Source organism: Burkholderia sp. RF2-non_BP3, assembly GCF_001522185.1.
Classification (GTDB): Bacteria; Pseudomonadota; Gammaproteobacteria; order Burkholderiales; family Burkholderiaceae; genus Burkholderia; species Burkholderia diffusa.
On sequence record NZ_LOSU01000028.1, the window covers coordinates 352,479 to 379,000 of the forward strand.

The 26,522-nt window shown below is 69.5% G+C and carries 26 protein-coding genes; 14 read left to right on the forward strand and 12 right to left on the reverse strand.

The features are described from left to right. Positions 1-2: 2 nt before the first annotated feature. Genes WS45_RS12085 through WS45_RS12120 form a run of 8 tightly spaced genes read left to right on the forward strand, consistent with a single transcriptional unit; the run spans position 3 to position 7,280 of the window. Positions 3-386: a CpaD family pilus assembly lipoprotein gene (locus WS45_RS12085; protein ID WP_059524851.1), complete on the forward strand. Its 384-nt coding sequence runs from the start codon at positions 3-5 to the stop codon at positions 384-386. A gap of 22 nt (positions 387-408) precedes the next feature. After that, positions 409-1,632, forward strand: a complete 1,224-nt coding sequence (locus tag WS45_RS12090) for an AAA family ATPase (protein WP_059690198.1) — start codon at positions 409-411, stop codon at positions 1,630-1,632. Next, on the forward strand, positions 1,593-3,053 hold the full coding sequence (locus tag WS45_RS12095; RefSeq protein ID WP_373559426.1) for a CpaF family protein: 1,461 nt from the start codon (positions 1,593-1,595) through the stop codon (positions 3,051-3,053). The genes WS45_RS12090 and WS45_RS12095 overlap by 40 nt, the downstream gene beginning before the upstream one ends. Then, the gene (locus WS45_RS12100; protein WP_059700004.1) at positions 3,050-4,027 is read left to right on the forward strand and encodes a type II secretion system F family protein; all 978 of its coding nucleotides are present in this window, start codon (positions 3,050-3,052) and stop codon (positions 4,025-4,027) included. The genes WS45_RS12095 and WS45_RS12100 overlap by 4 nt, the downstream gene beginning before the upstream one ends. Then, positions 4,024-4,968 (forward strand): type II secretion system F family protein, encoded by a 945-nt coding sequence (locus WS45_RS12105; RefSeq protein ID WP_059689809.1) that lies wholly within the window; start codon positions 4,024-4,026, stop codon positions 4,966-4,968. The genes WS45_RS12100 and WS45_RS12105 overlap by 4 nt, the downstream gene beginning before the upstream one ends. Continuing rightward, entirely contained in the window at positions 4,965-5,822 is an 858-nt protein-coding gene (locus tag WS45_RS12110) for a tetratricopeptide repeat protein (RefSeq protein WP_059524856.1), read from the forward strand. Before WS45_RS12105 ends, WS45_RS12110 begins: the two co-directional genes overlap by 4 nt. Beyond that, positions 5,819-6,247, forward strand: coding sequence for a TadE/TadG family type IV pilus assembly protein (locus WS45_RS12115; protein WP_059700006.1), 429 nt, complete (start codon positions 5,819-5,821; stop codon positions 6,245-6,247). Before WS45_RS12110 ends, WS45_RS12115 begins: the two co-directional genes overlap by 4 nt. Next, positions 6,240-7,280, forward strand: coding sequence for a TadG family pilus assembly protein (locus WS45_RS12120; protein WP_059689812.1), 1,041 nt, complete (start codon positions 6,240-6,242; stop codon positions 7,278-7,280). Before WS45_RS12115 ends, WS45_RS12120 begins: the two co-directional genes overlap by 8 nt. Here WS45_RS12120 and WS45_RS12125 read toward each other — a convergent pair. Continuing rightward, positions 7,244-8,506, reverse strand: coding sequence for a glycosyltransferase family 87 protein (locus tag WS45_RS12125; protein ID WP_059700007.1), 1,263 nt, complete (start codon positions 8,504-8,506; stop codon positions 7,244-7,246). The genes WS45_RS12120 and WS45_RS12125 overlap by 37 nt on opposite strands. A 16-nt stretch (positions 8,507-8,522) precedes the next feature. Continuing rightward, positions 8,523-9,599 (reverse strand): glycosyltransferase family 2 protein, encoded by a 1,077-nt coding sequence (locus WS45_RS12130; RefSeq protein WP_059524863.1) that lies wholly within the window; start codon positions 9,597-9,599, stop codon positions 8,523-8,525. Between the two features lie 290 nt (positions 9,600-9,889). On the opposite strand from WS45_RS12130, the gene WS45_RS34925 reads away from it, so the two are divergent. Beyond that, positions 9,890-10,030: a hypothetical protein gene (locus WS45_RS34925; RefSeq protein ID WP_156437131.1), complete on the forward strand. Its 141-nt coding sequence runs from the start codon at positions 9,890-9,892 to the stop codon at positions 10,028-10,030. A 16-nt stretch (positions 10,031-10,046) separates the two neighbouring features. On the opposite strand, the gene WS45_RS12135 is transcribed toward WS45_RS34925, so the two are convergent. Together WS45_RS12135 and WS45_RS12140 are read right to left on the reverse strand one after the other, a co-directional pair. Beyond that, complete coding sequence (locus tag WS45_RS12135; RefSeq protein ID WP_059700575.1) at positions 10,047-11,036, reverse strand: ABC transporter substrate-binding protein; 990 nt, start codon at positions 11,034-11,036, stop codon at positions 10,047-10,049. A gap of 217 nt (positions 11,037-11,253) precedes the next feature. After that, positions 11,254-12,132, reverse strand: a complete 879-nt coding sequence (locus WS45_RS12140) for a LysR family transcriptional regulator (RefSeq protein ID WP_059700009.1) — start codon at positions 12,130-12,132, stop codon at positions 11,254-11,256. Positions 12,133-12,233: 101 nt separating this feature from the next. Between WS45_RS12140 and WS45_RS12145 the strand changes: the two genes are divergently transcribed. Continuing rightward, entirely contained in the window at positions 12,234-13,802 is a 1,569-nt protein-coding gene (locus WS45_RS12145) for an MFS transporter (protein WP_059700012.1), read from the forward strand. A 63-nt stretch (positions 13,803-13,865) separates the two neighbouring features. On the opposite strand, the gene WS45_RS12150 is transcribed toward WS45_RS12145, so the two are convergent. Genes WS45_RS12150 through WS45_RS12160 form a run of 3 tightly spaced genes read right to left on the reverse strand, consistent with a single transcriptional unit; the run spans position 13,866 to position 17,352 of the window. After that, a complete protein-coding gene (locus WS45_RS12150) occupies positions 13,866-15,044 on the reverse strand; it encodes a LysR substrate-binding domain-containing protein (protein WP_059700014.1) in 1,179 nt (392 codons plus the stop codon). Between the two features lie 24 nt (positions 15,045-15,068). Then, a complete protein-coding gene (locus tag WS45_RS12155) occupies positions 15,069-15,797 on the reverse strand; it encodes an aspartate/glutamate racemase family protein (protein WP_059524874.1) in 729 nt (242 codons plus the stop codon). A 22-nt stretch (positions 15,798-15,819) separates the two neighbouring features. After that, the gene (locus WS45_RS12160; RefSeq protein WP_082721904.1) at positions 15,820-17,352 is read right to left on the reverse strand and encodes an NCS1 family nucleobase:cation symporter-1; all 1,533 of its coding nucleotides are present in this window, start codon (positions 17,350-17,352) and stop codon (positions 15,820-15,822) included. Between the two features lie 236 nt (positions 17,353-17,588). Between WS45_RS12160 and WS45_RS12165 the strand changes: the two genes are divergently transcribed. Both WS45_RS12165 and WS45_RS12170 read left to right on the forward strand, forming a co-directional pair. Next, the gene (locus WS45_RS12165; protein ID WP_059524876.1) at positions 17,589-17,843 is read left to right on the forward strand and encodes a hypothetical protein; all 255 of its coding nucleotides are present in this window, start codon (positions 17,589-17,591) and stop codon (positions 17,841-17,843) included. 193 nt (positions 17,844-18,036) lie between these two features. Continuing rightward, positions 18,037-18,585, forward strand: coding sequence for a DUF3005 domain-containing protein (locus WS45_RS12170; RefSeq protein WP_059689821.1), 549 nt, complete (start codon positions 18,037-18,039; stop codon positions 18,583-18,585). A gap of 51 nt (positions 18,586-18,636) precedes the next feature. Here the strand turns inward: WS45_RS12170 and WS45_RS12175 are convergent, their stop codons facing one another. Further along, the gene (locus WS45_RS12175; RefSeq protein ID WP_059524878.1) at positions 18,637-19,401 is read right to left on the reverse strand and encodes a DUF4397 domain-containing protein; all 765 of its coding nucleotides are present in this window, start codon (positions 19,399-19,401) and stop codon (positions 18,637-18,639) included. 350 nt (positions 19,402-19,751) lie between these two features. Here WS45_RS12175 and WS45_RS12180 point away from each other — a divergent pair, with 350 nt between their 5' ends. Then, positions 19,752-20,084 carry a hypothetical protein gene (locus WS45_RS12180; RefSeq protein ID WP_059524879.1) on the forward strand — a complete coding sequence of 111 codons (333 nt, stop codon included), beginning with the start codon at positions 19,752-19,754 and terminating at the stop codon, positions 20,082-20,084. Between the two features lie 112 nt (positions 20,085-20,196). On the opposite strand, the gene mmsB is transcribed toward WS45_RS12180, so the two are convergent. The 3 genes from mmsB to WS45_RS12195 all read right to left on the reverse strand — a co-directional run bounded on the left by mmsB (position 20,197) and on the right by WS45_RS12195 (position 24,267). Next, positions 20,197-21,087: a 3-hydroxyisobutyrate dehydrogenase gene (mmsB, locus tag WS45_RS12185; RefSeq protein WP_059700016.1), complete on the reverse strand. Its 891-nt coding sequence runs from the start codon at positions 21,085-21,087 to the stop codon at positions 20,197-20,199. Positions 21,088-21,298: 211 nt separating this feature from the next. Then, positions 21,299-22,825 carry a CoA-acylating methylmalonate-semialdehyde dehydrogenase gene (locus WS45_RS12190; protein WP_059524883.1) on the reverse strand — a complete coding sequence of 509 codons (1,527 nt, stop codon included), beginning with the start codon at positions 22,823-22,825 and terminating at the stop codon, positions 21,299-21,301. Between the two features lie 122 nt (positions 22,826-22,947). After that, entirely contained in the window at positions 22,948-24,267 is a 1,320-nt protein-coding gene (locus WS45_RS12195; protein WP_059700018.1) for an MFS transporter, read from the reverse strand. A gap of 156 nt (positions 24,268-24,423) precedes the next feature. On the opposite strand from WS45_RS12195, the gene WS45_RS12200 reads away from it, so the two are divergent. Further along, a complete protein-coding gene (locus WS45_RS12200) occupies positions 24,424-25,377 on the forward strand; it encodes a LysR family transcriptional regulator (RefSeq protein WP_059700020.1) in 954 nt (317 codons plus the stop codon). Positions 25,378-25,497: 120 nt separating this feature from the next. On the opposite strand, the gene WS45_RS12205 is transcribed toward WS45_RS12200, so the two are convergent. Further along, positions 25,498-26,220 carry a haloacid dehalogenase type II gene (locus WS45_RS12205; protein WP_059700022.1) on the reverse strand — a complete coding sequence of 241 codons (723 nt, stop codon included), beginning with the start codon at positions 26,218-26,220 and terminating at the stop codon, positions 25,498-25,500. Between the last annotated feature and the right edge of the window lie 302 nt (positions 26,221-26,522).

Genomic DNA, 26,522 nt, shown 5'->3' on the forward strand with positions numbered 1-26,522 from the left:
GCATGCGAATTCGAACCATCGTCTCCGTCCTGTTGCCGCCGGCGCTGGCGGGTTGCCTGTCGGCGCCGCCGCCGATCAACCTGCCCGATGCGCGCGCGATCGGCTTCGACGGCGTGCACGCGGTGCCGCCCGACTGCGCGAAGCTGATGCAGCCGTCGCATCTCGTCGATGCCGGGTTCGGGCGGCCCGGCGTGCCGTTCGGCTGCGCGACCTACACGAATCTCGCGACGATGCTCGCGCGCCCGGAGGATCTCGTCGCGCCCGTGCCGTATGGCGGCGCGGACGCGCAAGTCGCGGCCGACGCCGTGCGCCGCTACGTCGAGGATCGCGTGAAGCAGCCCGCACCCGGCAAGACGTTGACGACGACCGGCTCGCCCGGCCATTGACCCACTCCCGATGCGAAGCGCGATGCCGCCCATGAACGTCCTCGACCGCCAGAATGCCAAGCACGCCGCCGCAGCCGGAGCGGCGGACCTCGTCGCGGTCGTGTCCGACGCCGGCAGCGAGGACGTGATCCGGCGCGTCGCGCAGGATCTGTCGATCACGCGCGCCCATGTGCAGCCGGGCAACTGCGACGACGCGATCCGGCTGTTGCAGCAGCATGAACGCTCGCCGCGCCAGCTGATCGTCGACGTGTCGGATTCGGTGCTGCCGGTATCCGACCTGATGCGGCTGGCCGACGTGTGCGATCCGTCGGTGAGGGTCATCGCGATCGGCACGCAGAACGACGTCGGGCTGTTCCGCAACCTGCTCGGCATCGGCGTGCAGGACTACATCGTGAAGCCGCTGACCGTCGAGTTGATGCGGCGCGCGCTGACCGCGACGGAATCGGTCGTGCAGGCGCGCACCGGCAAGATCGTCGCCTTCGTCGGCGCGCGCGGCGGGGTGGGCACGACCACGATCGCGGTGAGTCTCGCGCGCTGCCTGGCGGGCGAGAAGCGCCGCCGCGTCGCGTACGTCGACCTCAACCTGCATGGCGGCGGCGCGAACTCGATGTTCGGGCTGTCGAGCAACAACGGGCTGATCGAATTGCTGAACATGGAGCAGCGCCCCGACGACGCGTTGTTCGACCGCATGTTCGTCACGAAGGGCGACCGCCTGCACGTGCTGTCGGCCGAACTGGCGTACGGCGAGGAAGCGTCGTTGCGCGACGATGCGGTCGCGTTGCTCGTCGACATGCTCAAGGACCGCTTCCACTACGTGCTGTTCGACGTGGGCACCCGCGTCGGCAAGCTGTTCGAGGACGCGCTGGCGGTGTCCGATCTCGTCTATATCGTCGCCGACCGTTCGGTGCACGCCGCGTACGAAGCCGCGCGGCTTGCGCGCTTCGTGAAGGAGCTGCCCGGCGAGCGGCTGCTGTCGATGATGCTGAACAACCCGCTCGAACCGGTCAAGGGACGCGTCGCGCAGACCGACTTCGAGGACGCATTCGGCGGCGTGAGGCTGCGCGAGCTGCCGCACGAGCCGCAGCCGCTCGCGGTCGCCGAGAACCTCGGCGAGCCGATCGAGCGCGCGAAACGTCACGGCTTCCTGGACGAGATCCGGCTGCTCGCGAACGGCATCACCGGCGAATCGATGGCCGTCGCCGAGCCATGGTACGCGCGCTTCGTCAAATGGAGGAAGGGATCGTGACGTTCGGTACCCGCAAGCAGTCGACGCCGGACCCGGCGCCCGCAGGGGCGCCCGCCGCGCCGCGCGACGGCGCGCCCGGGCCGGGCCCGGGCGCGGGTCCGGCCGCGAGCCCGGCGCCCGCGTCCGCGCGCGCGCTGGCGTCGGCCGATACCCAGGAGGCGCTCATTCGCTCCGGCAAGTTCGATGCGATTCGCACCGCGGTGTTTTCGTCGATGAACATGTCGGCGGCGCTGATGAAGACGCGCGACGAAGTGCGTGCGGGCATCGAACAGGTGGCTGCGCACACTGTCGAGCGCGAACGTCTGAAGATCACGACGGGCGAGCAGGTGCTGATCGTCGATGCGATCCTGAACGACATGTTCGGCGTCGGGCCGATCGAGCCGCTGCTCGCCGACGACACCGTCTCCGACATTCTCGTGAACGGCCCCGATCAGGTGTACGTCGAGCGCGCGGGCCGGCTCGAACTCACGCCGCTGAAGTTTCGCGACAACGCGCACGTGACGAGCGTCGCGCAGCGGATCGCGGCGGCGGTGGGGCGTCGCGTCGACGAAAGCAGCCCGATGGTCGACGCGCGTCTCGCCGACGGCAGCCGCGTGAACGTGGTCCTGCCGCCGATCGCGATGCGCGGCGCGTCGATCTCCATTCGCAAGTTCGCGAAGCGCGACATCACGCTTGCGCGCATGGCGCATCAAGGCAATATCTCGCACGGGATGCTTCAGGTGCTGAAGATCGCGTGCGCGTGCCGGCTGAACATCGTGATCTCGGGCGGTACGGGTTCGGGCAAGACGACGTTGCTCAACGCGCTGTCGCAACATATCGAGGAGCACGAACGAATCGTGACGATCGAGGACGCCGCCGAGCTGCAACTGCTGCAGCCGCACGTCGTGAGTCTCGAGACGCGGCCGGAGAATACGGAAGGGCTCGGCGGGATTTCGCAGCGCGACCTCGTGCGCAACGCGCTGCGGATGCGGCCCGACCGCATCATCCTCGGCGAAATCCGCGGCGCGGAGGCGTTCGACGTGCTGCAGGCGATGAATACCGGGCACGACGGCTCGATGACGACGATCCATGCGAATTCGCCGCGCGACGCGATCAGCCGGCTCGAAAGCATGGTCATGATGGCGAACGCGAACCTGCAGCTGCTGTCGATCCGGCGCCAGATCGCGAGCGCCGTGCACCTGTTCGTGCAGGTCGAGCGGATGCGCGACGGCGTGCGCCGCGTGACCCGCATCACCGAGATCGTCGGGATGGAGGGCGAGGTGGTGATCACGCAGGATCTCTTCGCGTTCCGTCAGGAAGGCGACACGACGCGGGACGTGGTGAAAGGCGTGTTCGAGGCGTCGTCGCTGCGGCCTGCGTTCGCGCCGCGCGCCGCGTATTACGGCGTCGAGGACGCGCTTTCCGAGGTATTCCGGCAATGAGCGCCGCGGACCTGTTCGCGCTCGGCGCATTCGTCGTGATCCTCGCGGTGGGCCTGGCGCTGTCCGCGCTGCTCGATCGTGCGCGCCACACGCCGGAGCAGCGCATTCGCGCGCGGATGCGGCACCTTGCGCCATCGCTGGCGGGCCGGGAGGCCGGTGCGGCCGCGGCGCCCGGCGTCGCGCTGTTCAACCTGCCGCGCCGGCAAAGCCGCGCGCGTGCGTGGCTGCAGCGTTACGTGACGCGCGTGCGGGCGGTCGGCGGCGAACGCGGGATGCGGATCGTCGTCGCCGGCACGCTCGCCGGCGCGATCGCCGCGATCGCCGTGGTGGAGCTCGTCGCGCTGCCGAGCGTACTTCATCCGCTGATCTACGTCGGGTTGCCGCTGGTGGCGATGCGCGCCAGTTACCGCGCGCTGGTCGAGCGGTTCCGGCTGCGCTTTCTCGAAGCGTTCCCGGACGCGATCGACCTGATCGTGCGGGCGGTGCGCGCGGGCATTCCGGTCACGCAGGCGATCAGCACGGTGGGCGACAGCGCGGCGGAGCCGGTGCGCTCGACCTTTCGCACGATGGGCGACAGCCTGCGCGTCGGCGCGGATCTGAAGGACGTGCTGACGCTCGCGGCGGACCGGCTGATGATCGCGGACTTCTCGTTCTTCACCGTCTATCTGCTGCTGCAGCGCGAGACGGGCGGCAGCCTCGGCGAGACGCTCGACGAGCTGTCGAGCATCATTCGCACGCGCCGCGACATCCGCCTGAAGACGCGCGCGTTGACCGCCGAAGGGCGGATCACCACGAAGATCATTTCGGCGGTGCCGTTCGTGATGATCGGTGCGCTGTTCCTCGTGAACCGCGCGTACGTGATGCTGCTGTTCGACACGCATCCCGGACGCGTGATGCTGACGATCGCCGCGGCGCTGCTGACGATCGGACTGCTTATGATCCGCAAGATCTCGAAACTGGATACCGCGCGATGACGATGTCGATGCTGGCCGCCCGCGGCCTCGAACTGTTGTTGCTGCTCGCGTGCGTCGCGGCGGCGCTCGCGCCGCCCGGCGGCGGCACGCGCCGGCGGATCGCGGAGCGAGTGCAGCAGGCGGCCGGGCAGCGCCCGCTGTCGCTGGCGTCGGGGCGGCTGCAGCCGGGCGAGGTGCGTCAGGACCTGACGCGGCGGCTCGCGCAGCTCGGCGAGCGGCTGCCCGTGCTCGACCCGATGCAGCGCGCGAAGCTCGGGCTGCAGCTCACGCGCGCGGGTTTTCGCGAGCGGCGTGCGGTATCGTCGATGATCGGCATCAAGCTGAGTTGCGGCGTGCTGTTCGCGGGCGTCGCGATCGTGTTCAGCCCGTACATTCCGCGCTTCGGCGAATACTTCGTGATCCGCGCCCTGGCGATGGTCGCCGCGTTCGTGATCGGCGTGATCGTGCCTGAATACGTGCTCGGCGCGATGATCCGGCGGCGTCGGCGCATCATCTCCGCGTGCTTTCCGGATGCGCTCGACCTGCTCGTGATCTGCACGATGGCCGGCAACAGCCTCGCATCGGGCGTGCGGCGTGTCGCGCGCGAACTCGAGCGCATTTGCCCGCCGCTCGCCGACGAGCTGAAGGTGTGCGCGGACGAGCTGACGCTGAGCGGCAACGTGGCCGAAGCCCTTGCGCACTTTTCGATACGCGTCGACTTCGCGTCGGCGCGTTCGCTTGCCACGACGCTTACGCAATCGCAGCGATTCGGCACGCCGATCACGCAGGCGCTGCGGACGCTGTCGCGCAGCGAGCGGACCGAGCAGATCGTCGCGCTCGAGGAACAGGCCGCGAAGCTCGCGCCGAAGATCACGCTGCCGATGATGCTGTTCATCCTGCCGACGGTCGGCCTGATCGCGGCGGGCCCGGCGGCGATCCGCCTGCTCGAGGTATTCAAATGACACGATCCGTCCTCCGTGCGCTCGCGTTCGCGGCCGTGTTGCCGGTGCTGGCCGGCGGCTGCGCGCCGGGTATCCAGACGCGGCCGGCGCTGTCGCACAAGAGCGACGATCCGCAGGCCGAATTGCGCATTGCCGACAGCGCGCTGGCCGGCGGCAACGTCGATCTCGCATCGACGCTGTACGAGAAGGTGCTTGCCCGGCATCCCGATTCGCTCCCGGCGCGTCTGGGGCTCGGCGACGTCAACTACCGCGCGGGCGATCTGGAGCGCGCGCGAATTCTCTACGAGCAGGCACGGCAGCAGGCGCCCGCCGAACTCGGGCCGCAGATCGGGCTTGCGCGGGTCGCGTTGCGGCAGCGTCGGCTCGACGAGGCCGCACGGCGCTACCGCGACCTGCTGGCCGCGCAGCCGAACCTTCCGCTCGCGGCCGAAGGGCTCGGCACGGTGCTCGATCTGCAGGGCCGCCACGAGGACGCGCAGGCCGTGTACCGGGATGCGCTGCGCGCGCATCCGGATGCGCAGGGGCTGCGTGTCGACCTCGGGCTGTCGCTCGTGCTGGGCAACCGGCCACGCGAGGGCGTGAACGTATTGCTCGACGTGGCCGGGCTGCCCGACGCGCCGTGGCAGGCGCGCCAGAATCTCGCGTTCGCGTATGGCGTGCTCGGCAACACCGATTCGGCGAAGAAGTTGCTGTCCGCGGATCTGCCCGCGTCGGCGGTGGCTGACAATCTGCGCGTCTACCAGGCGGTGCGCGCGCAGCTCGCGTCGCGCCCGGCGTCCGCCGCGGCGCGGCCGTCGACGGGCGCCGCGCTCGAGCCGCGTGCCGTGCCGCCCGCCGCGGAGGCCGAAAAATGACACGCGGGGCGATGGGCGCGCGCCGCGCGCGCGGCGTCGTGTCGCTCGAATTCGTGCTGATGCTGCCGTTCCTGTTGATGGTGCTGATCGGTATCATCGACACCAGCCTGCTGCTATGCGACAAGGCCGTCATCACGAACGCGAGCCGCGAGGCCGCGCGCGCCGGCGTCGTGTTGCGCGTGCCGATGCTGACCACGACGCAGATCGCCAGCGTCGCATCGAGCTACATGCAGAACAGCCTGATCACCGGCGGCGCCGCGACGACGCCGACCGTGACCGTGACGCAGGCGAACGGCACGACGTCGGGCACCGCGCTGACGGTCACGGTGACCTACACGTATTCGGGGCTGGTGCTGGGTTCGGCATTCAGCGCGCTGACCGGCCCGGTGACGATCTCGGCCAGCTCGGTGATGCTTTATGAATGACGCCGCCGACGCGCCAGGGATCGGCGCCGTGCGCGAGCGCGGTTCCGTCGCGCTGTTCTTCCTGATGTTCCTGATTCCGCTGCTGTCGTTCGGCGCGCTGGCGATCGACATCGCGTGGGTGGCCACCGTGCGCAACCAGTTGCAGAACGCCGCCGACGCGGCTGCGCTCGCGGGGGCCGACGCGATGATGTCGCCGACCGGCGGCGCGCTGAACTGGTCGCAGGCCGCGCCTGCGGCGAACGGCGTGATCGCGCAGAACGCGGCGGCAGGCGCACCGCTGGCGACCGGCACGGTGACGACCGGCTACTGGAACGTGACGCGCAGCCCCGCGTCGATGCAGCCGACCACCATCACGCCCGGCTCGTACGATGTGCCCGCGGTGCAGGTGACCGTGTCGCGCGCGCCGGGCGTGAACGGCGGGTCGATTCCGCTGCTGCTCGGCGGGCTGCTCGGCATCCCCGGCGCATCCGGCAGCGCGACCGCGATCGCGGTGCTCGCCGCGCCCGGCGGAGTCGCGGCAGGCGGGCTCTTTCCGATCGCGATCGACCAGTGCGTGTACAACCAGTACTGGAACGCGGCGACCAACCAGCCGCTGATCAATCCATTGACCGGCCTGCCGTACGAATTCTCGATCACGAACGGCCAGACCTACGGCGCGCTGTGCATGGGCGGCCAGTGGACGTCGTTCCAGTCGACCGCGACCGACACGACGACGATGGGCGGCCTGATGGTGACCGGCAACCCGACGACGCTCAACATCGGCGACAGCATCTATCTCGCGACCGGCGTGAAGGCCACGCTCTACACGTCGGTGCCGGTCGGCACGACGGTCGTGCTGCCGGTCGTCACGCAGACGGCGAGCAGCACCTACGTGCCGATCGTCGCGTTCGCGGCGTTCCACATCGACGTGTCGCTCGGCGGGACGTACAAGTACATCCAGGGGCACTTCGTCGCCGGCGTGAAGATGACCGGCGTCGCGACGGGCGTCGGGCCGTACTACGGCGTATACGTGCCGCCGCGGCTCGCGCTGTGAGCGTCGTGGCGCGCGCGGCGCAGCAGCACGAGCAGCGCGAAGAGCGTCACGGCCGGGCCGATCTGCGGCCACTGGAGCCACGGGTTCAGGTATTCGACGATCGGCAGTGCCCACATCAGCGCGATCGCGGTCTGTTCGCCGCGCAGCCAGCCGTCGCGCCAGCCGATCGACAGCATGCAGGCGATCGCGATGGCGAGCCATGTGAGTTCGTAGTGCCACAGGTACGGGGTGGCCACGAGCGTCGCGACCGTCAGCACGGCGGCGCGCACGCGGGTATCGCGCGACTGCGTCCAGGCGATGCAGGCGGCCGCGATCGTGATCGCGGCAATGCCCGCATGTGCCGCATACGCGGCGCCGAGCGGCACGCCCGAGAGGCGGAACGCCGCGAACGGCGTCGGCGACGCGAGCCAGAACACGACACCGTGTTCGAGGACGATCGAGCGTACGAGGTCCGTGCCGGCCGCGAACAGGCGCAACGACTCGATGCCGCAGACCAGGACGCCCAGCGCGACGAAAGTGCCGGTGGCGAGCGCAGCCCACGCGATCGTGCGCCATGCGCGTGTCGCCACCAGCACGAACGGGAACAGCAGCGCCATCTGCGGCTTGACGGACAGCAGTCCGATGCAAAGGCCCGCCCACATCGGCCGCCGCTCGGCCCAGTGGACGGCCAGCGCCGCGCACGATGCGGTCAGGAACGCGTTTTGCCCGAGCGCCCCGGTGACGAACACGCACGGCGCGACGGGCAGCGCAACGATGCCGGCGCGCCATGCGCCGGGAATCACGCCGAGACGCGCCACGCGCCATGCGGCGAGGCCCAGCGCGGCGACACCGGACGCGACGAACAGCGGATAACCGAGCGCGAACGGAAGCAGCGCCAGCGGCGTCACGAGCAGCAGATACGTGGGCGGGTACAGCCACGGGGCGAAGGCGTCGCGACGAAGATTCGGGAACAGTTCGGCCGTCAGCCGCGAGAACGCCGAGAAATCGTATGCCTGCGAGGGCGAGCGGTGCAGCATGACGTACGACGCGGACCAGAACACCGAGAAGTCGGCGCCGGCGCGAGACAGGACGCTGCCGTGCGCATGACGCACGACGGATATCCAGATCGCGACGAACAACGCGGACAACGCCAGCATCAGCGTGCTGTACAGGATGACGCGTCGCGGTGTGAGCCACGCGACGACCGGGCGCTCCGCCGAGCGCAGCGATTGCCGGGGAATGTCCAATTGCGGCCGCCCGGTTCTACTTGAACGACGCCTTGCGAGCGGCGACGCCGGTTGCCGCCGGCAGCGCCGTCCGGCGGCGCGCGGCGTTCGCGCGCTTCAGCGGGAACTGCAGCAGCTTCGATGCCGGCTGCCCGGCGGCATCGCGCTCGGCACGATAGCGTCGCCTCACGAGATAGACGGGGCGCTGCTTGGACTCGTGATAGATCCGGCCGAGGTATTCGCCGATCACGCCGATGCCGATCAACTGGATGCCGCCGACGAACAGCACGACGGAAATCAGCGACGGGTAGCCATGCACCGGATTGCCGAACAGCAGCGTTCGCACCACGATGAACGCGCCGTACACGAGCGACAGCATCGCGAACGTGAGGCCGACGTAGGTCCACACGCGCAGCGGCACGGTGCTGAAGCTCGTGATGCCCTCGAGCGCGAAGTTCCAGCGGCGCCATCCGGAGAACTTCGAGCGGCCGCCGCTGCGCGGCGCGCGCGTGTATTCGACGATCGCGGTGCGAAAGCCGACCCACGCGAACAGCCCCTTCATGAACCGCCGCCGCTCCGGCAGCGCGCGCAGCGCATCGACGACCTCGCGATCCATCAGGCGGAAATCGCCGACGTTTTCCGGCATTTCGACTTCGGACAGCGCATTGTGCACGCGATAGTAGAGTGCCGCCGCCGCGCGCTGCAGGTACGGATCGCACATCCGGTCGGTGCGTTTCGCGGCGACGACTTCGGCCCCGCCGCGCCAGTGTTCGATCATCGCGGGAATCAGCGCGGGCGGGTCCTGCAGGTCGGCGTCGATCAGGATCACCGCGGCGCCGGCGGCCTCGTCGAGGCCCGCGGTGAGCGCCGCTTCCTTGCCGAAGCGGCGCGTGAGATCCACGACGTGCACGCGCGGGTCGCGTGCGGCGACCGCGACCAGCCGGTCGAGCGTGCGGTCGCGGCTGCCGTCGTTGATGCAGACGATCTCGAAGCGCACCCCGGCGACCGACTCGAGAACGGGCAGCGTTTCTGCAAAGAATGCGTCGATCGTTTCCTCTTCGTCGTGAAACGGCACGACGAGCGATATCAGCGGCTTCCTGGCGTGCGTGGACATGCTGCGGTTCCCCCGAGAGATCCGGCCTGCGCTGCACCGTATGGTTCCGGTTGTCGTTCGCCGAACGGGCCCGGCCCGGTTCGGCGTGAAGTCGGTTCCGGCCTGCTCGTCCACCGCGTACCGGACGACAGGCATTGCGTTCATTGTAGGCAGGAATCGCCGATTCGTAACACGTATCGGTGGATTTGCACGCCTGGCCGGTTTGCTGGGGAAAACATCGGACGGCGGCGCGTCGGCGAACCGCGCGCGGCGGCGCCAGGATGGCGTTTTCAAGACCGCTGGAGGGCGCGATGCAGGTTCAGGATCTGGCCGGTGCGCCGCCCGATTTCTGGGTGGCGATGGCGGAAGACCTCGGCGCGCCGCGCGGCGACGCAGCACGGTGCACGGTCATTCGCGAACCGGGCGGCACGCCGGTGCCGAAACCGCGCTGAACGCGCGCGAAACCGATCAGGCGGCCGACAGGTTGCGTATCGCGATCGACGCGACGTCGACGCGCTTCGGCAGGATCGCGTCCGCGGCGGCACGGTCGGCGACCCGTTGCAGCACGTCGATGTCCGCGCCGGTGACGCCGCGCTGCGCGAGCGCCGCGCGGCGGACGATGTCGGCGGCCGCATCGCGCGGCAGGCGCGTGAGCGACGCATAGACGGCCGCGTAATCGGAAGAGTGCGACAAGGCCCACTGGCCGGCGCGGGTCAGGCGCGCGAGCACGTCCGACAGCGCCGCGCGCTTGGATCGATCGTCGAGCGTGTCGACGGGCGATGTGAGGAACGCGAGCCCCGAATTGATCCCGCTGCCGTCGCGCACGATGCGCGCACCGCGCCGCACCACATGTCCGTAATACGGATCGAAGGTCGCCCAGATGCCGATCTGCTTCGCCTCGAATGCGGCGAACGCATCGACCGGCAGCACGAAGCGCACCTCGACGTCGCCCGGTGCGAGGCCGTGTTCGCGCAGCGCGCCGTACAGCTGGTATTGCGAGATGCTGCCGCGCGCCGACGACACGACGACGGTGCGCCCCTTCAGGTCGGCGACGGTGCGCACCGGCGAATCGGGCTGCACGACGATGCCCAGCGACGTCGGCGAGCCGACGCGCGTCGCGACGATCCGCAATGCCGGATCGCCGAGCGCGGCCGTCAACACGGGCAGGTCGCCGGCCGGCGCGAGATCGATCGCGCCCGCGCGCTGCGCTTCGAACAACGGTGCCGCGCCCTGGAAATTCGCCCAGCGAAACCGGTACGGCACGCCGTCGAGCACGCGCGCGGCTTCAGCCAGCGCGCGCAGGCCGCCGGCCTGGTCGCCGAGCACCAGCGTGACGTTCGACAGGTCGGGGCCGGCCGCGCGCACGGGCGATGCGGCGGCGCCGGCCAGCGGTGCGGCGGCCAGGGCGGCCACGCGCAGCAGGGCGCGGCGGCGGGCCGGGGCGGGGGGCGAAGTCATCGGCGGCAGGTCCTCGGTGATCCGCGCGCAAGCCGCGCGGCTGCCGGGCAGATTACGGAATCGGTTTCGCGCCGGCAAACATCGAATCGCGAAATGCTTATTCATGCGAGGGTGGGGAGTGGCGGTGTGGAGAAGCCAAGGCCGCGGCCGCCCTCGACGCATGCTCGACGGCGGCGGGGCGGCGCCAGTCCGTTGCTGGCGCGAACAGGCCCAGGCCCTAGCCAGCGGCCGGAACGGTGCGCAGGAAGGCGCGCACCGCGGGCGCCTTTTCGAAGCGCCGATGCGCGAGCGCGAGCTCGGACATGATCGGCTTGCCGGCGATCGGCCGGTACACGACGCCCGGCAACGACACGCAGCCGGCGAGCGCGTCCGGGATCACGGCGACCCAGCCGTTCACCGACACGCACGCGAGCACCGCGAGCAACCCGCCCGGCCGCGCGGCGATCACCGGCGCGAAGCGGCCGCGGCGTGCGACTTCGAGCGTGCCGCGTTCCTGTTCCGGCACCGCGAAGCGTGCGTCGGCGAGATCGGCGGCGCGCACGGCGGTCATCGCCGCGTAACGCGAATCGGCCGGCACCGCCGCGACGAACACGTCGCGTTGCAGCGTGACGATCCGCAGGCCGCCCGGCAGCGGCAACGGCGGGCGCACGTATGCGAGGTCGAGCCGGCCCGTGTCGAGCTGCTTCGCGACGTCGTCCATCGGCACCTCGCGCAGGTTCAGCTCGATACGCGGATGCGCGGCGCGGAACGCGCCGACCGTGCGCTGCAGTGTGCCCGAATAAACGGCCGACGACACATGGCCGATCTCGAGGCGGCCGAGCTCGCCTCGCTCGGCGAGGGTCGCGAGTTCGCGCCCGCGCTGCAGATGCTCGAACGCGGCGCTCGCCTCGGCGAGAAACGCCTCGCCGGCCGCCGTCAGCGTGACCGCGCGGCGCGAGCGCTGGAACAGCCGCACGCCGAGCACCCGCTCGGCTTCCTGGATCTGCCGCGTGAGCGCGGGCGGCGCCATGTCGAGCGCGTCGGCCGCGCGGGCGAAATGCAGGTGCTGCGCGACGGCCAGGAATGCGCGCACGTGACGGAATTCGAGCGGATTCATGATTGCGATTTTCGTCAATGAAACTGCATGGGTATGTCAATGACAGGCAATACGGGGCCAGCCTAGCATACGGCTCGTCCCTCTTGCTCCGGAGCCCGTCGATGTCCCAGTCTTCTCCCGCCCCGCGTGCCGGCGCGCCCGCCGCAGCGCATGCGCATGCCCGCCTGCCGGCCGCCGCGACGCTCGCGGTCGCCTCGGCGACGTGCTCGCTGATCGTGCTCGACACGAACGTCGTCGCCGTGTCGCTGCCGAGTGTCGCGCGCAGCTTTCATGCGAGTTTCGCGGACATCGAGTGGGTCGTGAGCGCCTACATGACCGCGTTCGCCGCATGCCTGCTGCCGGCCGGCGGGCTCGCGGATCGCTTCGGGCGCAAACGCATGCTCGGCGCGGGGCTCGCGCTCTTTGCGCTCGCGTCGCTCGGGTGCGGGATCGCGCCGTCGGCCGGCTGGCTGATCGCCGCGCGCGCGGTGAAGGGCGGCGGGGCCGCGCTATTGCTGACGGCCGCGCTCGCGGTGATCGCGAACCGCTTTCCGGACGGGCGCGAACGCGCCCGCGCGTGGGCGATCTGGGGAATGTGCATGGGGATCGCGACGGCCGTCGCGCCGCTGGTCGGCGGCGCGATCACGCAGTGGATCGGCTGGCGCTGGGTGTTCCTGCTGAACCTGCCGGTGTGCGCGCTGCTCGCGGTCGGCGCGCGCGTGGCGATCGACGAGTCGCGCGACCCGCATGCGAAACGGGTCGACGCCGCGGGCAGCCTGCTGTTCGGCACGGCGCTCGCGTGCGCGATCGCGGCGCTGATCGGCGCGCCGTCGCACGGCTGGCTGTCGGCCGCGACGCTCGGCCGGTTCGCGCTCGCCGGCGCGCTGCTGGCCGCGTTCATCGGCGCGGAGCGCTGGCAGGCGCGGCCGATGATCGATCTCGCGCTGTTTCGCCAGCCGCGCTTCGTCGGCGCCGTGCTCGCGATGTTCGGCTACGCGGCGTGCGCGCAGGTGATGATGACGTTCCTGCCGCTGTACCTGCAGAACGCGTTCGGGATGTCGGCGATCGACGCGGGGCTCGGGATGTTGCCGTTCGCGTTCGCGATGATCGCGGGGCCGTCGCTCGGCGGCATGCTCGCGTCGCGCGTGTCGTCCGGCGGCGTGCTGGCGGGCGGGCTCGCACTGATCGGCGCGGGCAATCTCGCGACCGCGGCGCTGACCGCTTTCGGCGACTACCGGCTCGTCGCGCTCGGGATGTTCGTGACGGGCTGCGGTGCCGGCATCATGAACGGCGACACGCAGAAGGCCATCATGGCGTGCGTGCCGCCGAGCCGGACCGGAATGGCGTCGGGCATCAGCACGACCACCCGCTTCTCGGCGATCGTGACGGCCGTCGGCGTGCTCGGCGCGGTGCTGGCCGCCAGCACGCACGCGCGACTCGACCGGATGCTGTCCGCCGTGGCGGACGTGCGCGCGTTCGTCGATGCGCCGTTCATGTCGAGCCTGCTGGCCGGCGATCTCGGGCAGGCGCTGGCGCACGTGCCGCCGTCGGCCGCGCGCACGCTCGCCGATGCGGCGCCCGCGGCCTTCGCGAGCGGATTCGCCGCCGCGCTGACGGTGAGCGGCGTGCTCGCGCTGGCTGTCGCCGCCATTGCATACACGTTGCTTGCGCAACCGATGCGCGATGCGTGACGCCTGTCGCGAGCGACGCGCTTCCCGTTGCACGCGACGACGCGGCGTCGTCGAGCCCGCGGTTCAGCGCGATTTCATCGCGAGGCGATGGATGCGCGCCGCGCGCGCGACGTGCGATCGCTGCGATGCACCGCAGTGCGTCGCCTGCCGGCGGCGTGTGCGCCGCGTCGGCTCGGGCGGGGCATCGGCGATCGGCGCGTTCGTTCGCGCGTCCGCATCCGCGTTCGCGTTCGCGGCGACCGCCGCAACGGCCGGCCGTGCGGCCTCCGCATCGAGCCAGCCGCGCGTCGCCTCGGCGATCAGCCCGCGCAGCCAGCGCACACCGTCGACGCACGGTCCCGATTCGTTGCACGTCATCCGATACACGATGTCGGGCGGCTCGGCCGGCAGCGCGACCGTGCCGAGCGGCAGCAGCTTCGCGTAGTGGCGCGCGAGCCGGTACGTGGTGGTCAGGATCAGATCGGAGCGCACCAGCGCGTGCGCGGCGAGTTCGAAGTGCGGCAGCGTGACGACGATCCGCCGTTGCAGGCCGACGCGTTCGAGCTGCCGGTCGATCGCGCCGGACGCTTCGAGCCACGACGGCGTCGGGCACAGTTGCGGCGCCTGCGCGAAGTCGGCGGCCGTCATCGCGCCGCGCCGCGCGAGCGGATGCGTCGCGCGCATCAGGCACACGACGCGATCGTCGAACAGGTCGTCCTGCCGGAACCGCGACGAGCGGGCAGGGCGGTTGTCGATCACGACGTCGAGCTCGCCGTCGGCGAGTGCCCGTTCGTCGTCGAAGCCGTCGCCGAGCGGATGAAACACGAGCTGCGCGTTCGGTGCGCGTTCGCGGAACAGCGCGACGAGCTTCGGCACGAACAGCACGTTCAGGTAGTCGGGGCAGCCGATCCGGTAAGTGCGCACCGACGTGCGCGCGTCGAAGGTCGGCTGCTGGATGCGGATGAAGTCGATCACGCGCAGCGCGTTGCGCAGCGGCTCGATCAGCCGCGCGCCGAACTCGGTCGGCACCATCCCGTAGCGGCTGCGTACCAGCAGCGGATCGCCGAGCAGCGTGCGCAGGCGCTTGAGCGCGGCGCTCGTCGCCGGCTGCGACATGTTCAGCCGCACGGCCGCGCGCGACACGGTGCGCTCGGTCAGCAGCACGAGCAGGATGCGCATCAGCCGCGCGTCCAGCACGTCGAGCGCGCCCGTTGCGTCGGACGCGTCGAGGGCAACGCCGTTCGGCTCCGGTGCGTCCCGCATGGCGCTACGCGTTCGCGCGGCCCGTCATTTGGCGAAGGTGCCCGGCCAGCCGACGATCCGCTTCGGACGCGGCGGCGCATACGTGCGGACCTTCGACGTCTTCAGCTTCAGGCGCACCAGCGATTCGGCAAGCGCGACCGCGGCCGACACGCCGTCGACGACCGGCACGCCCGTGCATTCCTCGATCTGCCGGTCGAGGCCGGCCATCCCGCCGCAGCCGAGGCAGATCACTTCCGCGTGATCGTCCTTCACCGCGCGCGCGGCCTGGTCGACGATCGACTCGATCGCGCGGGCCGGGTTCTCCTCGAGTTCGAGCACCGCGAGACCGCTCGCGCGCACCGATGCGCAGCGCGCATCGAGCCCGGCGAGCTTCAGGCGATCCTCGATCAGCGGCACCGTGCGGTCGAGCGTCGTGACGACCGAATAGCGGTGGCCGAGCAGCATCGCGACGCTCGCGGCCGCTTCGGTGATGTCGACGACGGGCACCGTCAGCAGTTCCTGCAGCCCTTCGCGGCCGTGTTCGCCGTAGCCGGCCTGGATCACCGCGTCGTACGGCTCGTCGTAGCTCAACACGCGGTCCATCACGGCGATCGCCGCGAGGTAGCTCTCGAAGTTGCCCTCGACCGACTCCGCGCCGAAGCGCGGCGTCAGCCCGACGATCTCCGTGCCGGGCGACGCGGCGGCGCGCGCCTGCGCGGCGATGGCGTCGGTGATCGATTCGGTCGTGTTGACGTTGACTACCAGGATTCTCATCGGTGCACTCCGTATGCTGCGTTCAGTGTCGGGCGCAGGCGACCGCGATGTGTTCGCCCGAGCGCTCCTCGTATTGCCGTTTGCGATCGGCCGTCAGCCAGTACACGCCGCCCGCGACGGCCGCGCCGAGCAGCCAGGAGAACGGCGTCATCGCGCCGAAGGCCGGCACGACGGCGAGCGCGATCGAGATCAGCGCGGACGGCACCAGGGCCGCGAGCGCCTTGCGGTTCACGCCGCGCGTATGGAAATAGGCGCCGGTCGGCGCTTCGGTATAGAGATCCGGCACGTTCACGCGCTGCTTGCGCACCAGCCAGTAGTCGACCGTGATGATCCCGTACAGCGGGCCGAGCAGCGCGCCGAGGCCGGACAGGAAGTAGACGATCACGATCGGGCTGTTGTACAGGTTCCACGGCAGGATCAGCACCGCGACCGTCGCGCTGATCAGGCCCGCGCGGCGGAACGTCAGGCGGTGCGGCGCGAGGCTCGTCAGCACGAAGGCCGGTGCGACGAAGTTCGCCATGATGTTCACCGCGACCGTCACGATCAGGAACGCGAGGCAGCCGAGCACGAGGAACAGCTTGTTCGGCACCGTCGCGATGATTTCCGTCGGGCTGTGGATGATCTGGCCGTTCAGCTTGAACTGCGCGCCCGCGAGCACGAAGCTGATCGCCGCGAACACCACGATGTTCACCGGCAGGCCCCAGAAGTTGCCGACCCGCACCGTCTTCGCACTCGGCGACGAGCGCGCGAAATCGCAGAAGTTGAGCACCAGCGTGCCGTAGATCGCGAGCCACAGCGAGCCGCCCGCGAACACCTCGGTCCACATCTTCAGGCCGGTCATCGGCTTGCCGATCGACATCGCGAGATGGCCGCCGGTGCGGCTGAACATCCACGCGGCGAGCGACAGCGTCGTGACGAGAATGACCGGGCCGGCGAGCCCCTCGTACTTGCGGACCATCTCCATGCCGTAAGTCAGGATGCCGATCTGAACCAGCCAGATCGCGACGAACGTGATCCAGCCGAGCGTCGACAGCCCGAGGATCGCATCGTGATCGAAGGCGGCGAGGCCCGGCCAGATCGCGGTGAGCAGCACGCGCAGCACGACCGATGCGAGATAGGTCTGGATTCCGAACCATGCGATGGCGATCACCGCGCGGATCATCGCGGGCAAGAGCGCGCCGTAGATGCCGAAGCTCATCCGGCTGATCACCGGGAACGGCACGCCGGTCTTCTGGCCCATGTAGCCGGTGAGGTTCATGAAGCAATACACGAGCACGGCGCCGATCGCGAGCGACGCGAGCATCTGCCAGCCCGACAGGCCGAGCGCGAACAGGCCGATTGCGAACGAGTAGTTCGCGATGTTGTGCACGTCGTTGGTCCAGAGCGCAAAGATGCTGTAGCGGCCCCAGGTGCGGCCCTCGGCCTTGGTCGGCGCGAGGTCGGCGTTGTGCAGCCGCGGGCTCAACGCGGGATCGCGCGCGGCCGTATCGGTTCGATGCAGTGCGTCGTGCGCGCCGGGCACGATGCCCGCGCGGTGGATGGCTTCCAGTTGCACGCCTTGTCTCCTTCCATGTGCGGGGCGCGAACCGGCAGCGTGTGCACGCAGCGCGGGCCGGCCGCCGTGGACGTTATGTCTCGGATTTGTTCGCGAGTATGGGCGGCGGGCGCGGCGATGGGAAATTAAATATTCGGCTGAGCGTCATTTGAAAAATGAATGGGGATGGATCGACCGCGCGGCACGCGAATTGCGTATTGAAGGGCTCCATCCACATCGACATCAGCGGAGGTGTCATGCAGCGATATTCCATTCGTCACGTATCGCGGGCCGTCTTCGCCGGCATCCTGATCGCCGGTCTGGCGGCGGGTGCGGGTTGTCAGAAAAAGAGCGACACCGGCACCGGCGCGAGTTCGGACACGAGCGCCACCGGCGGCATGGCGCCGGCGCCGTCCACCGCACCGTCGGGCATGCCGGGCAGCGGCACGGCCGGCGGCGCGGCGAGCATGCCGGGCGCGGCATCCGCGCCGACGGGCGCAAGCGGCGGTTGATCGCGGGAGCGGGCGGCGTGCGCGGGCGGATTGCCCGTGCGCCGCCGTCACGCCATGCCGCTCGGCACGTGCGTCGCAGGACGTGCGCGGGCGGCGCGCTGCGCGTGAAAGATTTGCAAGGACCGTTGTAGCGATTCCCGGAGCGGCGCCGGCCGCGTCATGCCGGCGCGCGCCGTCGGGAACAGGAGGTGCGATGCAGAACGCGGAATCGAACCCAACCCCGGAACAGCAGCGGGAACAGATCCGGAAGAGCCCGGTGAAGACGCCGGCGGCCGGCGACATGCCGGATGCGGCGACCCAGGCAGCCGAAGTCGCGAAGCATCCGCTGACGCCGGAGGCGGTCGCGGCGAAAACGCCGACCGGCCTGCCGCCGATCGACGTCGACGCGCATGCGGTCGACAGCGGCGACCCCGTGCGTCGCGCGGCCGGCCGGATCGTCACGCTCGACAACGCCAACATGGCGATGACGGACAACACGGTCGACGTCGACGGCAAGGGCCTGGAGGCGCGTGCGGGCGCGACCGAATGGCACGACAACGTGATTTATTCGAACGCGTCGCTCGACGACGCGGTCGACACGCCCGACGAAGGGCTCGGCGGGATCGAGAGCCGCCCGGGCGGCAACATGCCGCAAATCGCGACGCGGCCGGGCTGGCGCGTCCGCCATGTCGGCGACGTCGATGTCGAGCACGGCGACGGCACGCGGGCCGAGCACGTGATCCGCCTCGAGCGGACCGACTGACGTATCGATGGACGCGAGGCGGACCGCCGGCCGGCGGTCCGCCGACGGCCGTTACTGCGGGCCGAGTTCCTGCGCGGACGTGTCCGCATCGTTGCCTTGCGCGACGAGCACGTGGACGTCGTTCGGCGTCACGTCGCCGATGCCGCCCGACGGAATCGTCACCAGCAGCCAGTCGGCATTGTTGTTGATGCTCACGGGTGCGGTCTTCAGGATCGGCGACTTGCTGCCGGCCGTCGTGACGATCACCTGGTAGCTGCCGCCGTTCAGGTAGACCGAATCCTGCCCGGATGCCGGCACGGCGTTCTGATACGCGGCGCCCGCCAGCGTCGGGCTTTGCGCGTTGATGTCGGTGCCGGGAGGCACGACGTACACGTCGACGTTCTGCGCGTTCGGCGACGCGTTGAAGCTGCGCACGCGCGCCTTGTCGGACAGCAGCTTCTTGTCGAACGGATCGTCGATCACCGAAATCGCCGACGACGTGCTCGGCAACGCGATCGTGGTGTAGTGATGGCCGTTCGCCGCGCCGAACGACTGCGACGCGACGGTCGTGGTCGTTCCCGACACGTCGTAGCTGACGGTCTGCGTGCCCGAGTCGATGTCGTGATAGCGGGTGACGCCCTTGTACGCGACACCCGACGCGTCGACCTTCGCATTCAGGTAGTAATCGAGATTGGGGCCGGCCGGCACCGCGTTGATGAAGCGCGCCTGCGGTTTCGAGATGCCGAGTTCGGTGCCGACGTCGTTGCCGTCTCCGCCGCATGCCGCGAGCATGGAAACGACCGAGCACAGGGCTGCTATTGTTCGAATGGATTTCATTGTCGTCCTCTCATTCAGGGAACCTGATTGCGATGCGGTGTCGCCGCGCGAGGCATCGCGCGGTACGCAGCGCCGGATTGAAGGAAGGAATTGCCGTCCGCCGGGGCGGCGGGCGCATGGATGCCGCAAGCGATGTGCCCGCGCGACGGAATGGGCGAGGGCGCCCGTGTGGCGGAGGTGCGGCGGCAACGCCGGACGCGCCGCGGCCCCGTAAATCTTGCCGCGGACACCCATCGTTTAACCATTCGAAACAATGTGTTCACCGAAAAGGGCATGATCTCCGGCAATCGGGCAGGCATACTATCGCCTATGTTGCTCAATGCCGTCGAATCGACGTGCGCTTGCCCCCCATGTCCATCCCAGTACCTTTTCGATCCCTGCGAGGGTTGACCATCGCGGCCGCTGCATGCTTGCTCGCCGCGTGTTCGACCGCCTCCGACGTGACCACGACGTCGAACCCGAACGTCTTCACCGTGACGACGCGCACGCTCGGCGTGTCGACGACGTGGGCCGACGCCCATGAAAAAGCCGTCAACGAAGCGACCAACTACTGCACGCAGCGCGGCATGCGCGCGAGCCTGAAGCAGGAGTCGGTGACCGGCGGCCGCCGCGTCGACGCGCGCTCGGAACTCGCGTTCGAGTGCCATCCGACCTTCGAGACGGCGTCGAACCCGCGCGGATAAGCGCCGCGTCGCCCGCGCGGCCGTGGCTGCCACGCCCGTGCTGCTCCGGAAGTGAATCGACCCGCGATGCCGTTGACGGGCATCGCGGGTCGACGCACGCCCGTCGGCCGCGTTACGCGGGCTGCGCCTCGTACAGCTTCACGCACGCGGAGAAGTCGAGCGTGCCGAGCCCTTGCTGGCTCATCGACTGATAAAGCTGCTGCGCGAGCGCACCCATCCATACCGGCTGACGTGCGCTGCGCGCGGCTTCGGTCGCGAGCCCGAGATCCTTCAGCATCAGGTTCGCGGCGAAACCGCCCGAGTAGCCGCGCGCGGCGGGCGCCGCGTCGTTCACGCCCGGGTACGGGTTATACGCGTCCGAGCTCCAGCAGCGGCCGGTCGACGTGTTGATGATGCCGGCCAGCACGGCCGGATCGATGCCGAGCGCGGCGCCGAGCGCCATCGCTTCCGACACGCCCATCATCGAGATCCCGAGCAGCAGGTTGTTGCAGATCTTCGCGATCTGCCCGGTGCCCGTGCCGCCGCAATGCACGACGTTCTTCCCCATGTCGAGCAGCACCGGGCGGATGCGCTCGAACAGCGCGCCTTCCGCGCCGACCATGAAGGTCAGCGTGCCGGCCTGCGCGCCGCCGGTGCCGCCCGACACCGGCGCATCGGCGAGCGGGAAGTCGCGCTGCGCGGCGGCGTCGGCCAATGCGCGCACGGTGTCCGGATCGATCGTGCTGCAGTCGACGAACGTCGCGCCGGCGCGCGCGCCGGCCAGCACGCCGTCGTCGCCGAGATAAACCGCGCGCACGTGCTGCGCGGCCGGCAGCATCGTGATTACCAGCGACGCGCGGGCGGCCGCGTCACGCGGCGACGCGGCCGCCGTCGCGCCCGCATGCACGGCGGCGTCGACCGCGTTCGCATCGAGGTCGAATACCGTCAGCGTGTGGCCGGCCTTGAGCAGGTTGGCGGCCATGGGGCCGCCCATGTTGCCGAGTCCGATGAATGCAATTTCCATGTACAGGCTCCTGTGTCGACCGGACTTAGCGCTTCAGCGCTTAGTCCGGTCCCATGCTTCGCGGTCGACCGGACTTAGCGCTTCAGCGCTTAGTCCGGTCCCATGCTTTGCGGTCGACTGGACTTGGCGCTTCAGCGCTTAGTCCGGTCCCATGCTTCGCGGTCGACCGAACTTGGCGCTTCAGCGCTTAGCCCGGTCCCATGCTTCACGCTCAGCGCAACGCGATCGTCGTGTTCACGCCGCCGGCCGTCGCGTCGTCGTCGAACCAGCGCGCGGTGACCGTCTTCGTCTGCGTGTAGAACTGCACGACCTGCTTGCCGTACGGGCCGAGATCGCCGAGCTTCGAGCCGCGCGAGCCCGTGAAGCTGAAGTAGGGGACCGGCACCGGGATCGGGATGTTGATGCCGACCTGGCCGACGTCGATTTCGCTCTGGAACTTGCGCGCGGCCGCGCCGCTCTGCGTGAACAGGCCGACGCCGTTGCCCATCGGGTTCGCGTTGACGAGCGCGATCGCGTCGTCGAGCGTGTCGGCTTCGAGCACGACCACCACCGGCCCGAAGATTTCTTCCGTGTAGATCGACATGTCGGTCGTCACGCCCGAGAAGATCGTCGGGCCGACGAAGTTGCCGTGCTCGTAGCCGGGCACCTTCACGTCGCGGCCGTCGAGCAGCAGCGTCGCGCCTTCCTTCACGCCCGCGTCGATCAGCGACAGGATGCGCGCCTTCGCCGCCTTCGACACGACCGGGCCGACGTCCGTGCCGGCTTCCGCGCCGGCGTTGACCTTCAGCGCCTTCGCCTTCTCGACCAGATCGGGCAGCCAGTCGCGCGCCTTGCCGACCAGCACGACGACCGACGTCGCCATGCAGCGCTGGCCGGCCGCGCCGAAGCCCGCGCCGACCAGCGCGTTGATCGACTGCTCGCGATGCGCATCCGGCAGCACGACCGCGTGATTCTTCGCGCCCATCATCGACTGCACGCGCTTGCCGTGCTGGCTGCCGAGGTTGTACACGTGCGTGCCGACGCGCGTCGAGCCGACGAACGAGATCGCCTTGATGTCCGGGTGCGTGCAGAGGCGGTCGACCACCGTCTTGCCGCCGTGCACGACGTTCAGCACGCCCTTCGGCACGCCGGCCTCGATCGCGAGCTCGACGAGCTGCATCGTCGACAGCGGGTCCTGCTCGGACGGTTTCAGCACGAACGTGTTGCCGCACACGATCGCCATCGGGAACATCCACAGCGGGATCATGCCGGGGAAGTTGAACGGCGTGATGCCCGCGCACACGCCGATCGGCTGGCGCAGCGTGTAGGTGTCGACGCCGCCCGCGACGTTCTCCGCGAACTCGCCTTGCTGCAGCGTGCCGATCGAGCATGCGTGCTCGACCACTTCGAGGCCGCGGAAGATGTCGCCCTGCGCATCGGGCAGCGTCTTGCCTTGCTCGGCCGTCAGCGTGTGCGCGATCCGTTCGAGATTGCGGCGCACCAGATCCTGGAACTTCAGCATGATGCGCAGCCGCGCGCCGATCGGCGTCGTCTTCCAGGTCTGGAACGCGCGCTGCGCGGACGCGATCGCGGCATCGACCTCGTCGAGCGTCGCGTACGGCACGCGGCCGATCGCTTCCTGCGTCGCGGGGTTGACGATGTCGCCCCATTCGGCGCTTTGCGAATCGACGAACGCGCCGTCGATCAGCAGCTTGGCGGTGGGCAGGGCGAGGGTGGTCTGGGGAACTGCGGCGTTCATGGAACTCTCCGGAAACGGTGGTGCGAAGAAAATGGGTGCCCTGCGTCCGTCGCGCGTTCGGCCACGGCGGACGGCAGGTCGAATGGAAACCAGGTAAAGCCGGGCCGGCGGGCGTCGATGCGTTACGTCCGTGCCGGACGCATCAGTGCGGTGCACGCGAGCGCGAACACGCCGAAGCCGACGAGGTACGCGATCACGTAGTGCGGCTGGCCGCCGCCCGCTTTGAGCAGCGACGTCGCGATCATCGGCGCGAAGCCGCCGCCGATCACGCCGGCGAGCTGCACCGACAACGAGATGCCGCTGTAGCGGATCTCCGCCGGGAACTGCTGCGCGAACAGCAGCGACTCCGGTGCATAAAGAATCGGGAACACGACGCCGAGGCCGAGCACGATCGCCCACCATGCGGTCGACGTCTGCTGCGTGCCGAGCATCATGAAGAACGGCGCGGCGAACGCGCACATCAGCACGAGGCCGATCGCGAACATCCGGCGCTGGCCGATGCGGTCGCTCAGATGCCCGCACAGCGGCATCGTGACGAGCGACAGCGCCGCGCCGGCCGTGATCGCGTGCAGCATGTCGGCCTTCGGCAGATGCAGCTGCTGCGTTGCATAGGCGAGCGCAAACGTGACGACCATGTAGAACCACGTGTTCTCGGCGGCGCGCGCGCCGACGATCGTCAGCACCTCGCGCGGATGGCGACGCAGCGCGGCCGTCACCGGCGACTTCTCGGCCTTGCCCTGGCGCTGCATCTTCTCGAAGTCCGGCGACTCGGGCACCTTCGCGCGGATGAACCAGCCGAGGCCGACGAGCGCGATGCTCGCGAGGAACGGCACGCGCCAGCCCCACGACAGCATGTCCGCTTCGGGCAGCGCGGCCACCGCGGCCATCGCGACCGACGACAGGATCAGCCCGAGCCCGACACCCGTCTGCGGCAGGCTGCCGAACAGCCCCTTGCGGCCCTTCGGCGCGTGCTCGACGGCCATCAGCACCGCGCCGCCCCATTCGCCGCCGACCGCCATCCCCTGCAGGAAGCGCATCGCGATCAGCAGGGCGGCGGCCCAGTAGCCGATGCGGTCGTACGACGGGATCAGCCCGATGATCATGCTCGGCACGCCCATCAGCAGCAGCGTGATCATCAGCATCGACTTGCGGCCGATGCGGTCGCCGAAGTGGCCGAACACGATGCCGCCCATCGGCCGCCCGATGAAGCCGACCGCGAACGTGCCGAACGCGGCGAGCGTGCCGACGACGGGGTCCAGCGACGGGAAGAAGATGCGGTTGAACACGAGCGCGGCGGCGGTGCCGTAGAGGAAGAAGTCGTACCACTCGATCGTGGTGCCGGCCATGCTGGCCCAGCCGGCCAGCAGGTAGTGCCTCGCGGTGCGGGCGGGGGCCGGCGTTGCGACGGCGGCATGCTCATCGAGGGTGGATCGCGTCTGCATGGTGTCTCCGTATTTATTGCCCGCGGCTCATGGTCCGCAGGTCACGGTCGAGTATAGTTATGCGCGGATCCACGATGTACCGACAAGAAAACCGGTTGGATGTGCATTTATGCATATCGACGGCCGGCCCGGAGACTCCTGCCCTTTTTCCCGCCGATGCGACATGCCACCGAGCCGGTTTCCGGCAACCTGAACTGGGACGATCTGCGCTTCTTCCTCGAAGTCGCCCGCACGCAGCGCGCGAGCGGGGCGGCGAAGCGGCTCGGGGTCGACTACACGACGGTCGCGCGGCGCATTCGCGCGCTCGAGGCCGCGATGGGCACGCTGCTGTTCGACAAGTCGCGCTCCGGCGGCTTCACGCTGACGGCCGAGGGGCAGCGGCTCGTCGCGTATGCGGACGCGATGGAGACGACCGTACAGTCCGCGTGCGACCAGGTCGCCAATACCGGCGAGGCGCTGTCGGGCCACGTGCGGATCGGGTCGACCGAAGGGTTCGGCTGCTTTTTCCTCGCGCCGCAGCTTGCGCGGTTTCGCGTCGCGCATCCGCACGTGACGGTCGATCTGCTGCCGGTCCCGCATTTCGTCAACCTGCCGAAGCGCGAGGCCGATCTGGCGATCACGCTCGAGCGGCCCGAACGCGGGCCTTACGTGGTCACGAAGCTGTGCGATTACCAGTTGCGGCTCTATGCGACGCGCGACTATCTGGCGAGTCACGCGCCGATCACGTGCACCGACGATCTCGCGCGGCATGCGTTCATCAGCTACGTCGACGATCTCGCGTTCAGCAGCGAGCTGCTGTATCTGGAGCGCGCGGTGCCCGGCGCGACCGCCGGATTGCGCACGACGAGCGTGATCGCGCAGGTGTTCGCGGCGCTGCAGGGCGGCGCGCTCGCGATCCTGCCGTGCTTCATGGCGGCCACGCAGCCGGCGCTGGTGCCGGTGCTGCCGGACGACGTGGTGGTCACGCGGTGCTTCTGGCTGACGTGTCGCGAGGACCTGCGCAAGCTGCGCCGCGTGACGGCGCTATGGGATTACCTGCGCGCGGCGGCGGACGCGAACCGGGCATTGCTGATGGGGGAGTCGGAGCAAGTGCGATTCGTCGGCGATTGAGCGCGGCGGTGCGTCACGGGCGATCCGTCCCGTGTCGATCGGCGACGACGAACGCAACCGGGCCGCGATGACGATCCGTGCGTTCATATCGTGATCGTTTTCCGGGCACGCGGCCGTGCGTCAACCCGGACAGCCGAGCCGGTCCGCGAGTTGGTGCAGGTTCTTGACGTCGAAATCCCACGCGCCGTCGGCTTTCAGATCCGTCGTCTGGTTCGGCCCGTGTTCGGTCGGCCGCAGCACGAACGCGGTCGCGAACCCCAGTTGCCGCGCGGCGGCCAGATCGCCGTTGTGCGCGGCGACCAGGCAAACCTCGGCCGGCTCGACACCGAGAATCTCGACCGCTTCGGTGTAGACCTTCGGCGACGGCTTGTACGCGTGCGCGACTTCGGCGCCGAGAATCGCGTCCCACGGCAGGCCGCCGTGTTTCGCGACGTCGATCATCAGCCGGATGTTGCCGTTCGACAGCGGCGCGATGATGTAGCGCTGCTTCAGCCGCTGCAGCGCCGCGACGGAATCGGGCCATGGATCGAGCCGGTGCCACGCGAGGTTGAGCGCGTCGATCTCCGCGTCGGGCACGCCGTCGATCCCGTAGCGGTCGAGCGTGCGCACGAGGTTCTCCCGATGCAGCACGTCGAGCCGCACGTAGCGCCTGCGCCCGCTGCGGATTTCCTCCATCGACGGCGCATATTCGCGACGCCATGTATCGGCGAATTCGAACGGATCGCGATCCGGCGCATGGCGCGCCAGGAACGTGGCGGCTTCGCGCGCGACGCCGTTTCTCCAGTCGACGATCGTTCCGAACACGTCGAAAACGAGCGCCTTAATGTCGGCAGGGTTCGTCATGGGATTCCGTGAAGGTCGGTCGAGGGAGGCGCGATGCGCGGCGTGATGACAACGCGCGACGCCGGTTCGAACGACATTGAAGCACGTATCCGCGAACGCGGCTGGCCGTGTCGTCGCCCGCCCGCGCGCGGCTGCTGATCGACTTCCTCGCCGAACATATCCGCAAGGACTGACGGCGGCGTAATAATCAGACGAATCGGGTTCCGGACAGGCCGGCCGCGACCGCGCGTAAGCCCTGATGCGCAGGGACGCGCAGGGCTGCACGGATTGGTATTAAATGTATTTTGGTGCGCATCAGGGGC

Excerpts from the sequence above, each read along its gene's own strand:
- WS45_RS12175 (WP_059524878.1), bottom strand. The coding sequence starts at position 19,401 with ATGAAATCCATTCGAACAATAGCAGCCCTGTGCTCGGTCGTTTCCATG.
- WS45_RS34925 (WP_156437131.1), top strand. The coding sequence starts at position 9,890 with ATGCAGGTTCAGGATCTGGCCGGTGCGCCGCCCGATTTCTGGGTGGCG.
- WS45_RS12205 (WP_059700022.1), bottom strand. The coding sequence starts at position 26,220 with ATGACGAACCCTGCCGACATTAAGGCGCTCGTTTTCGACGTGTTCGGA.
- WS45_RS12095 (WP_373559426.1), top strand. The coding sequence starts at position 1,593 with ATGGTACGCGCGCTTCGTCAAATGGAGGAAGGGATCGTGACGTTCGGT.
- WS45_RS12165 (WP_059524876.1), top strand. The coding sequence starts at position 17,589 with ATGCAGCGATATTCCATTCGTCACGTATCGCGGGCCGTCTTCGCCGGC.
- WS45_RS12110 (WP_059524856.1), top strand. The coding sequence starts at position 4,965 with ATGACACGATCCGTCCTCCGTGCGCTCGCGTTCGCGGCCGTGTTGCCG.
- WS45_RS12130 (WP_059524863.1), bottom strand. The coding sequence starts at position 9,599 with ATGTCCACGCACGCCAGGAAGCCGCTGATATCGCTCGTCGTGCCGTTT.
- WS45_RS12085 (WP_059524851.1), top strand. The coding sequence starts at position 3 with ATGCGAATTCGAACCATCGTCTCCGTCCTGTTGCCGCCGGCGCTGGCG.
- WS45_RS12090 (WP_059690198.1), top strand. The coding sequence starts at position 409 with ATGCCGCCCATGAACGTCCTCGACCGCCAGAATGCCAAGCACGCCGCC.
- WS45_RS12120 (WP_059689812.1), top strand. The coding sequence starts at position 6,240 with ATGAATGACGCCGCCGACGCGCCAGGGATCGGCGCCGTGCGCGAGCGC.
- WS45_RS12135 (WP_059700575.1), bottom strand. The coding sequence starts at position 11,036 with ATGACTTCGCCCCCCGCCCCGGCCCGCCGCCGCGCCCTGCTGCGCGTG.
- WS45_RS12155 (WP_059524874.1), bottom strand. The coding sequence starts at position 15,797 with ATGAGAATCCTGGTAGTCAACGTCAACACGACCGAATCGATCACCGAC.
- WS45_RS12195 (WP_059700018.1), bottom strand. The coding sequence starts at position 24,267 with ATGCAGACGCGATCCACCCTCGATGAGCATGCCGCCGTCGCAACGCCG.
- WS45_RS12145 (WP_059700012.1), top strand. The coding sequence starts at position 12,234 with ATGTCCCAGTCTTCTCCCGCCCCGCGTGCCGGCGCGCCCGCCGCAGCG.
- WS45_RS12200 (WP_059700020.1), top strand. The coding sequence starts at position 24,424 with ATGCGACATGCCACCGAGCCGGTTTCCGGCAACCTGAACTGGGACGAT.
- WS45_RS12105 (WP_059689809.1), top strand. The coding sequence starts at position 4,024 with ATGACGATGTCGATGCTGGCCGCCCGCGGCCTCGAACTGTTGTTGCTG.
- WS45_RS12140 (WP_059700009.1), bottom strand. The coding sequence starts at position 12,132 with ATGAATCCGCTCGAATTCCGTCACGTGCGCGCATTCCTGGCCGTCGCG.
- WS45_RS12170 (WP_059689821.1), top strand. The coding sequence starts at position 18,037 with ATGCAGAACGCGGAATCGAACCCAACCCCGGAACAGCAGCGGGAACAG.
- mmsB (WP_059700016.1), bottom strand. The coding sequence starts at position 21,087 with ATGGAAATTGCATTCATCGGACTCGGCAACATGGGCGGCCCCATGGCC.
- WS45_RS12100 (WP_059700004.1), top strand. The coding sequence starts at position 3,050 with ATGAGCGCCGCGGACCTGTTCGCGCTCGGCGCATTCGTCGTGATCCTC.
- WS45_RS12180 (WP_059524879.1), top strand. The coding sequence starts at position 19,752 with ATGTCCATCCCAGTACCTTTTCGATCCCTGCGAGGGTTGACCATCGCG.
- WS45_RS12190 (WP_059524883.1), bottom strand. The coding sequence starts at position 22,825 with ATGAACGCCGCAGTTCCCCAGACCACCCTCGCCCTGCCCACCGCCAAG.
- WS45_RS12150 (WP_059700014.1), bottom strand. The coding sequence starts at position 15,044 with ATGCGGGACGCACCGGAGCCGAACGGCGTTGCCCTCGACGCGTCCGAC.
- WS45_RS12115 (WP_059700006.1), top strand. The coding sequence starts at position 5,819 with ATGACACGCGGGGCGATGGGCGCGCGCCGCGCGCGCGGCGTCGTGTCG.